This is a genomic window from Calidithermus terrae (assembly GCF_003574345.1).
Lineage (GTDB): Bacteria > Deinococcota > Deinococci > Deinococcales > Thermaceae > Calidithermus > Calidithermus chliarophilus.
The window spans coordinates 1-2,390 of sequence record NZ_QXDL01000354.1; the positions used below are offsets into that span (position 1 = coordinate 1).

At 70.7% G+C, this 2,390-nt stretch carries 4 protein-coding genes and 1 tRNA gene; 2 read left to right on the forward strand and 3 right to left on the reverse strand.

Annotated elements, in window-relative coordinates; genetic code table 11:
• The coding region (locus tag Mterra_RS20565; RefSeq protein WP_119316784.1) for a Rad52/Rad22 family DNA repair protein at nucleotides 1-422 on the reverse strand (422 nt) is incomplete at its 3' end.
• 99 nt (nucleotides 423-521) lie between these two features.
• Between Mterra_RS20565 and Mterra_RS20570 the strand changes: the two genes are divergently transcribed.
• Nucleotides 522-884 (forward strand): hypothetical protein, encoded by a 363-nt coding sequence (locus tag Mterra_RS20570; protein ID WP_119316785.1) that lies wholly within the window; start codon nucleotides 522-524, stop codon nucleotides 882-884.
• Between the two features lie 41 nt (nucleotides 885-925).
• A tRNA-Ala gene (locus Mterra_RS20575) sits at nucleotides 926-1,001 on the forward strand.
• 155 nt (nucleotides 1,002-1,156) lie between these two features.
• Here Mterra_RS20575 and Mterra_RS20580 read toward each other — a convergent pair.
• Nucleotides 1,157-1,459 carry a metal-sulfur cluster assembly factor gene (locus Mterra_RS20580; RefSeq protein ID WP_119316786.1) on the reverse strand — a complete coding sequence of 101 codons (303 nt, stop codon included), beginning with the start codon at nucleotides 1,457-1,459 and terminating at the stop codon, nucleotides 1,157-1,159.
• The coding region (locus Mterra_RS20585; protein WP_119316787.1) for a hypothetical protein at nucleotides 1,456-2,390 on the reverse strand (935 nt) is incomplete at its 5' end. The genes Mterra_RS20580 and Mterra_RS20585, both read right to left, overlap by 4 nt.

The following is a 2,390-nucleotide window of genomic DNA, read 5'->3' on the forward strand; positions in this document are numbered from 1 at the left end:
GGCTGGGGGTGGCCGTCGATGTGGGGCGGGGTGAAGCGCCCGGTGTCGGGGTCGTGGTCGACCCACTGCTTCTCGAGGCGGTAGAGGTAGCGCCCGACCCCGAACTTGACGGCTGCGCGCTTGAGGGCGTCGGAAAAGGCGGCCTTGAGGCTCTCGCCCTCGCCCACGTCCTCCTTCGAGACCCCCAGCACGCTCAGGCGGCAGCGCACCGCGAAGCTGCCCTCCTGCGCCGCGAGCACCTCGTAGCTGTCCTGCCAGCCCTCCGGCCCCACCGCCTCGTCGAGCCGGTCGAGCACGTTGCGCGCGTCGATGTAGGGCACCACCATGGCCCGGCGCTTGTCCTTGGAGAGGGCTTCCACCCGCCACTGCACTTCACCCACGGCGAAAGGCTCGGCCAGAATTTCCCAGGCGTCGGAATTCATTGGTCTTCATTTTACTCAAATTTCCCGTTCGTGCCGCGTCAACCCTCCGTTTACCCCCCTCACACCCGCGGTTTACCCCCGCCGGGCTAGGCTGGTCTCATGAAACGCTGGTTCGTGTGCCTCCTCCTGGCGCTGGGCTCGCTGTCGCTGGCCCAGCAGATCACCCTTTACGGCCCCTCGGTCACCCTCAGCGCCGAGCTGCGCATCACCTTGGTGCCCAACCTCGTCGTCGTGCAGCGCTTCCCCGAGCCCCAGGGCGTGGTGGTGGTCTACCAGACCAGCCGCCTCGAGCCCGTCTTCGGCTACCACGACCGCGACCTGCGCGCGCGCGGCTGGCAGCGGGTGAAGTACGAGTACAAGAAGGGCAGCTACAAGGCCGAGTACCGCCGCGGCAAGGGCAAGGCGCGCCTCGAGGTCAAGGACAAGAAGGGCCGCGTGGAGGTCCGGGTCAAGGAAGGCTAGACAGCCCCCGCCGCCCCCGCTAAGATAGTGAGCGCGGGCGAGGGGCTGTAGCGCAGCTGGGAGCGCGTCGCAATCGCACTGCGAAGGTCAGGGGTTCGAATCCCCTCAGCTCCACCAGACCAGGGCGGGATCCCCCCGGGGATCCCGCCCTCCGTTTTCCCCTTCAGTGGCAGAAGCCCGCGGGGGCCTACCCGGCCCTACAAGACAAAACCCCTTAGACAGCCGTGCCCAACGCAGCTATCGACTATTGGCTATCGGCTATCGACCTCGCCTCACCCCCAGCCCAGCGCCTTGCGCGCCTCCGGCGAGAGGCGCGCCGGGGTCCAGGGCGGGGTCCAGACCAGCTCGACACTCACGTTCTCGACGCCGGGGAGCCCCGTGAGCGCCCGGCGCACGGCCTCCTGCATGGACTCGTGCAGGGGGCAGCCGGGGGTGGTAAGGGTCATGCGCACGTGGGCGGCGGGGGGCTCGACCCGGATCTCGTAGATCAGGCCGAGGTTGACCACGTCGAGGCCGAGCTCGGGGTCGTAGACCTGGCTGAGCAGGCGGCGGGCTTGTTCTTCCAAGGGGTTCACGGGCGGAGCACCTCCTCGAGGGCGTACGCGCACAGCAGGGCCCCGGCCGTGCACAGCCACAGGGCGGGCGGCCAGAAGGGCGTCAGCAGCGCGCCCAGCCCGAGCAGCAGCCCCGCCGCGTCGGCGGCGCGCTCGGGCAGCATGGCTTTGAGGGCGGGGACGGGCTCGAGGCCCACCCGGGGCGCGTAGCGCTGGGTCCAGACCAGGAAGGGCACGATCTTGTAGAGCATGCCGCTCACCACCAGCCCCAAGAAGCCCAGGCCGAACCACAGCCCGGCCCGCAGGGGCTCGGCGGCGAGCAGGGCCCCCAGGGAAAGCGGCAGGAAGGCCAGCCCGGCCAGGTAGTGCCGCACCCCCACGTCCAGCGCCCGCTTGACCCGGTGGCGCAGGACGCGCCAGGTGTCGTAGAAGGCCAGCGCGAGGCCCAGCGCCAGCAGGCCCAGGCCCATCGGCTGCCCCAGGGCCAGCCCCAGCAGGCCCAGGTTGAGCACCCACAGCAGCAGCCCCAGCACGCCCTCGTCGGTGCCGTGGCTGAGGGTGAACATCGAGACGAGCTTGTGCCCCACGCCCAGGATCGAGAGCAGGAACACGCCCACCAGCCCGGCCAGCACGTGCCCGGCCATGCGCTCGGGGTCGTAGAGGCCGTAGCGCAGGGTGAGGGCTTGCAGCATCCCCAGCAGGGGGGTGAGGGCCAGGTAGAAACTCACCCAAGCCAGCGCGGTGGCGACGGGGCTCCACCTCGAGGCCCGCCGGAAGGCCAGCGCCAGGTGCCCGGCGAAGAGCAGCAACCCCAGCAGCACCAGGCCGCCCCCCAGCGCGACCCAGCGGGGGTCGGCCTGGAGGAAGCCCAGGGTTTGCAGGGGCAGCCCCGCCCCCCACAGCGCGAGGGTGGGGTAGCCCAGGGCGGGGCTGCCCCTGCAAACCCTGGGCT